We start from the raw sequence: 6375 nt of genomic DNA, 5'->3' as shown, positions 1-6375 counted from the left end.
CGCGACACGCCGACGTCGAGGGCGACAACTTCATGATCAACCCGGAGGTGGGTGGGGTGGGTGGTCAGGCGGAGGCGCGTTCGATCAGCTGGGTGTCCAGGAGGATGTGGGGCGACGGGAGCTCGTCGCCGCGGATGCGGCTGACCAGCAGGCGGGCCATCTGCCGGCCCATCTCCTCCACCGGCTGGAAGACCGTGGTCAGCGGCGGCTCGGCCTGCCGGGCGATCGGGGCGTCGTCGAAGCCGATCACCGCGACGTCCTCCGGCACCCGCCGGCCCGCCTCGCGCAGCGCGCGCAGCGCCCCGAACGCCATCAGGTCGGAGGCGACGAAGACGGCGTCGAGGTCGGGGCAGTCCTCCAGCAGCCGACGCATCCCAGCCGCCCCGCTGCCCTCGCTGAAGTCGCCGTACGCGATCATGGCGGGGTCGACCCCGCCCCCGGCGGCCCTGACGGCCTCCTTGTAGCCGGTCAGCCGGCCCAGGCCGGCGCCCATGTCCTGCGGGCCGGCGATGGTGGCGATGCGCCGCCGCCCCCGACCGGCCAGGTGTTCCACCGCCCGCCGGGCGCCGCCCACGTTGTCCACGTCGACGTAGTACGCGGGCTGCGCGCCGGGTTGCAGCATCCGGGCCGGGCGGCCGCCGAGCACGGTGGGCAGGCCGCGCTCCTCCAGCAGGGTGGGCAGCGGGTCGGAGTCGTGCAGCGACAGCAGCAGGACCCCGTCGACGTGCTGGTTGGTCAGGTGGTGCTCGACCCGCTCCCGTTCGATCGGCGACTGCACCATGGCCAGCCAGAGCTGCAACGGGGTCTCCAGCAGCCCCGAGCTGACGCCCCGGACGATGCCGGCGAAGAACGGCTCGGTGAAGACCCGGTCGCCGGATTCCGACACCACCAGGGCGATCGAGTCGGTGCGTTGGGTCACCAGGGCACGGGCGGCCCGGTTCGGCACGTACCCCAGCTCGGCGATGGCCTGCTGCACCGCGGCGCGCGCCTCGGGGCTCACCTGGGGTGAGCCGTTGACCACCCGGGAGACCGTCCCGCGACCGACGCCGGCGCGGGCGGCGACGGCGTCGAGGGTCGGGCGCCCGAGCGACCGGGTGCGCTGCGTTGTCATTGTCTGCTCCTCCGACGGCGGACCGGCCCCGGCGCCACCCCGTGCGGGGTGGCGCCGGGGCCGCCCGTTGATGGCTGGCCCTGGCCTATTGTGCGGCCAGACCGTTGCGTCGGATCACCTCGGCGTACCACCTGGCGCTGGACTTGGGAATGCGGACCTGGCTGTCGTAGTCGACGTGGACCATCCCGAACCGCTTGGTGTAGCCCCAGGCCCACTCGAAATTATCCATCAGCGACCAGGCGAAGTACCCGCGCAGGGGCACCCCGGCCTCGATCGCCTCGTGCGCGGCGCGCAGGTGGGCGTCGAAGTACGCCAGCCGGTCGGCGTCGTCGACCTGCCCGTCGACCACCTCGTCCACGAAGGCCGAGCCGTTCTCGGTGACGTAGAGCGGCAGGTCCGTGTACTCCTCGTGCACCCGGCGCAGCGTCTCCACCAGGCCTGGGGCGTCGATCTCCCAGTTCATGTCGGTCACCGGGACGCCCCGGGTGACGAACCGGACGTCCTCGCTGCCCGGCCAGCACGACGGCGCCCGCCAGTACGGCTCCGGCTCGGCGTCGGGATCCGGCGCGGCGACGACGTGGCGGCTGTAGTAGTTGACGCCGACCACGTCCAGCGGGGTGGAGATGGTCGCCAGGTCCCCGTCGCGCACGTGCCCGAAGTCGGTGACCTTGGCGAGGTCGGCCATCAGGTCCGCCGGGTAGGACCCGCGCAGCAGCGGGTCCAGGAAGAAGCGGTTGGCCAGCCCGTCGATGCGCCGCGCGGCGTCGACGTCGGCGGGCGCCTCGCTGGCCGGGGTGACCGGGTAGAGGTTGACCGTCACCCCGACCTCGGCGGTCGGCCGGGCCGCGCGCAGCGCCTGCACCGCGAGGCCGTGGCCGAGCATCAGGTGGTGTCCGGCCCGTACGGCGTCCGCGCCGTCCGAGCGGCCCGGCGCGTGCACCCCGGAGCCGTAGCCGAGGAACGCCGAGCACCACGGCTCGTTCAGCGTGGTCCAGTAGCGCACCCGGTCGCCGAGCGCGTCGGCGACCAGCGTGGCGTAGTCGGCGAACCGCGCGGCGGTGTCCCGGGCCGGCCAGCCGCCGACGTCCTCCAGCGGCTGCGGCAGGTCCCAGTGGTAGAGGGTCAGCCACGGCTCGATCCCGTGCCCCAGCAGTTCGTCGACGAGCCGCCGGTAGAAGTCGAGCCCCTCGGCGTTGGCCGGGCCGGTGCCGCCCGGCTGCACCCGCGGCCAGGAGACCGAGAACCGGTACGACTTCAGCCCCAGCTCGGCCATCAGCGCGACGTCGGGGCCCAGCCGGTGGTAGTGGTCGCAGGCCACGTCACCGGTGTGCCCCTCGACCACCCGTCCCGGGGTGTGGCTGAAGGTGTCCCAGATCGACGGGGTCCGGCCGCCCTCGGCCGCCGCGCCCTCGATCTGGTACGCGGCGGTGGCCGCGCCCCAGAGGAAGCCGGGCGGGAAGGTCAGCGGCGGACGGTCGTCGACGACGCCGACGGCGGGTGGGCTGGCGGGGTTGCTCACGACTTGACGGCACCTTCCATGATGCCGCCCACGATCTGGCGGCCGAACACGATGAACACGATCACCAACGGTAGAGTGCCGACCGCCGTGGCGGCGAACACCTGCGAGTAGTCGGTGTAGTAGGCGTACGACAGGAAGGCCAGCGAGACCTGGAGCGTCGGGTTCTCGGAGGTGAGCACCGCGTACGGCCACAGGAACGAGTTCCAGGTCTCCATGAACGTCAGCAGGCCGAGCACTGCGGCGGCCGGCCGCAGCGCGGGCAGCACGATGCTCCAGTAGATGCGGAAGGTGCTCGCCCCGTCCACCCGGCCCGCCTCGATCAGCTCGTCGGAGATGGCCTGGGTGGCGTACTGCCGCATCATGAACACGCCGAACGCGCTGACCAGGAACGGCACGGTCACCGCGTAGAGGGTGTCGAACCAGTTGAGGTCCTGGATCATGCCCCAGAGCGGGATGAGGCCGAGCTGCGTCGGGATCATCATGGTGACGATGATCGTCAGCAGCAAGGCGTTGCGGCCCCGGAAGCGCAGCTTGGCGAAGGCGAAGCCGGCCAGCGAGCCGGTGATCACCACGGAGACCGTCACGATGCCGGAGACGATCACCGAGTTGAGCAGGCCGGTGAGGAAGTTCGCCGCCTCGTTGTCGAGTACGCGGCCGAAGTTGTCGCCGAACGACCCGGACGGCGTGACCGGTGGCGGGACGTCGTTGATCGAGTCCAGGCTGCGGGTGGCGATGACCACCATGTAGTAGAACGGGTAGATCGAGAACAGCGTCGCCAGGACGAGCGCGACGTAGGTCAGCGGGCTGGTGCGCCACAGGCGCCGGGATGCCGAGTTCATCTGGGCGTTCCTCACTTCACCGTGCGGCGGACGAGCAGGAAGTTGATCCCCGAGACGAGGGCGATCATCAGGAACATCGCCCAGGCGACCGCGGCGCCGTAGCCGGCGGTGTTGAGGTTCTCGATGCCCAGCTCGTACATGTACATCGCCAGGGTCTGGAACTCGCGCTGGTCGCCGCCGATGATGTTGCCGTTGGCGAAGACGAGCGGCTCGGTGAAGAGCTGGAGCCCGCCGATCGTGGAGAGGATCACCACGAAGACGAAGGTCGGGGTGAGCATCGGCAGGGTGATCCGCCAGAACTGCTTCCACTGGCTGGCGCCGTCGAGCGCCGCCGCCTCGTACAGGTCGCGCGGGATGGCCTGCATGCCCGCGAGCAGGATCAGGGTGTTGTAGCCGGTCCACCGCCAGTTGACCATGGAGGCGATGGCGGTCCAGGAGCTCCAGCGTTCGGCGTCCCAGTCGACCGCGTCGATCCCGACGAAGCTCAGCAGCCAGTTGATCACGCCGAAGTCGCGCTGGAAGAGCATGCCGAAGACGATCGCCACGGCGGCGACCGAGACCACGTTCGGCATGAAGATCGCCATCCGGAACAGCGTGCGCGCGCGCAGGAAGGTGCGGTTGAGCAGGTTCGCCAGGAACAGGGCGAGCAGCAGCTGCGGGATGGTCGACAGCAGGAAGATGCCGAAGGTGTTGAGCGTGGCGTTCCAGAAGTACTCGTCCTTGACCAGGGCGACGTAGTTGTCGAACCCGATGAAGCTGTGGTCGCCGATCAGGTTCCAGTCGTGCAGGGACATCCAGGCGGTCCGCAGCATCGGGTAGAGCCCGAAGATGCCGAAGACCACGAAGAACGGCGCGATGTAGAGGTACGGCGAGTACTTGAGGTCCATCCGGGTCAGCGAGTGCGACCGGGACCGGCGCCGCGCGGGCGGGCGGGGTGGCGGTGCGGCGGGAGACGGCGGCGCCGTCGTGGCCGAGAGGCTCATGCGGGGTCCTTTCCCGGCGTCGGCACGGGCGCGCGCCGACGCCCAGGCGCTCTTACGCGAAAACGGGACGGCGCCGATGGCGTCCGGGGCGGAACGGGGACGGCGCCGGTGGCGTCCGGGTGTGTGGACCCGGACGCCACCTGGCGACGAGGTGGGTCAGAAGGCGCCCTGCGTCTTGGCGTCCTTCGCGAACTGCTCCCAGGCCTTGTCCTTCGTGGCCTGTCCCTGTTCGTACGAGCGCAGCGCCGGCTCGAACGCGTTCTCCTTCACCGCCTGGTGCTTCGGGCCGAGGTGCAGCGGCTGGATCTTGGCGACGCTCTCACCGAAGATCTTGCCGGTCGGCGCGTTGTTGAAGTACTCGTTGGTGTAGGCGAGGAACTCCTGGTTCTTCAGCGCCTCCAGGTTGGTCGGCAGCGGGCCCTTGAGCTTGAACGCCGCCACCTGGCTCTGCGCGTTGGTCAGGTACTCGGCGAGCTTCGCCGCCTCCTTGGGGTACTTGCTCTGGGTCGGCACGCCGAGCCAGGAGCCACCCCAGTTGCCGGCGCCGCCGGGCACCGGGGCGACGTCCCACTTGCCCTTGTTCTGCGGGCCGGAGTTGTCCGCGACGATGCCGAGCATCCACGACGGGCAGAAGGTCGCCGCGAAGGTGCCCTGCTTGAAGCCGGCCGACCACTCCGGCGACCAGGTGGCCGTCTCGGCGGTGATCTTGGCGTCGGCCATCGCGACCGCGGTGTCCCAGGAGGTCTTCACCGCCGCGCTCTTGTCCGCGACGACGTTGTCGTCCTTGTCGTAGAACAGCTCGCCGCCCTGCTGGAACATCACCGCGCTGGCGGCGGTGGTGACCGAGTCGAGCAGTCCCTTGCCGGTGGCGGTGCGGTACTTCTTACCGGTCTCGATGAAGGCGTTCCAGTCCGGCCAGAGGGCCGCGACCTGGTCCCGCTCGACCGGCAGCTTGGCCGCCTGGAAGAGGTCCCGGCGGTAGCAGACGGCGAGGCTGCCGACGTCGGTCGGCAGGCCGATCAGCCGGCCGTCGGGCGCCTTGCCCAGCTCCCACTTCCAGGGCAGGTAGTCCTTGCTGTGGTCGGAGACCAGCGGGGCGAGGTCGGCCCAGTTGGCCGGGTTGGCCTTGAACTCGTTGAGGATGCCCTCTTCCAGGGCGACCACGTCGGCCGCGCCCTTGCCGGTGGCGAGCGCCCGCACGATCTTCGGCCGGTACTCGTTGAGCTGGGCGGTCTTGCGCAGCTCGACCTTGATGCCGGTGTCCTTCTCGTACTGCTTGATGATCTCGTCGTAACCGAACTCGCCGAACGTGTCGACGACCAGCTTGGCGGGCTTCTCGCCGGCCGCTGGCGCGTCGTCGTCCTTGCCGCAGGCCGCGAGACCGCCGATGGCGGTTATCGCGGCCAGGGCGGCAGCCGCCATGCGGGTGCGCCGCGTGGTGAGGCTCATCGGAGACCCCTCTTTCGGTGGTGAGGCTGACTGGGTGTGGTGGGGGGTGCCGTGCGCGCCGTCTGCACCGGTCGGGGCCGGTGGTCGACGTCCGGAGCGGGGCGCGGGTGAGTCGTGCCACGTTCGCGGGAGCGCTCCCATGAGATTGCCGGCGGGTGTCGAAGGTGTCAATAGGCCCATGGGAGCGTTCCCAGATCGTTACCGCGTGTGCGTACACCCCGACTGCCGCACGTCGCGGGCCGACCCGCCGGGCGGCGCCACCTGGGCACCCGCCCCGTTGAAGCGGTTCAGCAGGCCCGGACGCGGGCGACGGACACGCTGAGCGGCCCGTCGCGCACCCTGCGTGCGGCCGGAACGCGCCGCAGCCAAAGCGGCCGGAACGCGCCGCAGCCGAAGCGGTTCAGCGGCAGCAGCGGTTCAGCGGCAGCGGCGGGGGTGCGCGGCGAAGGCGGCGCAGGGGTTCAGCGGCATCAG

General features: G+C 70.7%; 5 protein-coding genes. All 5 read right to left on the bottom strand.

The features are described from left to right. Positions 1-64: 64 nt before the first annotated feature. Positions 65-1111 (bottom strand): LacI family DNA-binding transcriptional regulator, encoded by a 1047-nt coding sequence (locus tag F6X68_RS29490; protein ID WP_151457313.1) that lies wholly within the window; start codon positions 1109-1111, stop codon positions 65-67. Between the two features lie 85 nt (positions 1112-1196). Further along, a complete protein-coding gene (locus tag F6X68_RS29485; protein ID WP_151457312.1) occupies positions 1197-2630 on the bottom strand; it encodes a GH1 family beta-glucosidase in 1434 nt (477 codons plus the stop codon). Further along, on the bottom strand, positions 2627-3469 hold the full coding sequence (locus F6X68_RS29480) for a carbohydrate ABC transporter permease (RefSeq protein WP_151457311.1): 843 nt from the start codon (positions 3467-3469) through the stop codon (positions 2627-2629). Before F6X68_RS29480 ends, F6X68_RS29485 begins: the two co-directional genes overlap by 4 nt. Before the next feature lie 11 nt (positions 3470-3480). After that, complete coding sequence (locus tag F6X68_RS29475) at positions 3481-4452, bottom strand: carbohydrate ABC transporter permease (RefSeq protein WP_151457310.1); 972 nt, start codon at positions 4450-4452, stop codon at positions 3481-3483. A gap of 156 nt (positions 4453-4608) precedes the next feature. Beyond that, positions 4609-5901 (bottom strand): ABC transporter substrate-binding protein, encoded by a 1293-nt coding sequence (locus F6X68_RS29470; RefSeq protein WP_151457309.1) that lies wholly within the window; start codon positions 5899-5901, stop codon positions 4609-4611. Positions 5902-6375 lie beyond the last annotated feature (474 nt).

Origin of the sequence: Micromonospora sp. AMSO12t (assembly GCF_008806585.1) — a bacterium.
Classification (GTDB): Bacteria; Actinomycetota; Actinomycetes; order Mycobacteriales; family Micromonosporaceae; genus Micromonospora; species Micromonospora reichwaldensis.
The sequence above is the reverse complement of the archived record's forward strand: the minus strand, read 5'-3'. Positions and strand labels throughout refer to the sequence as shown.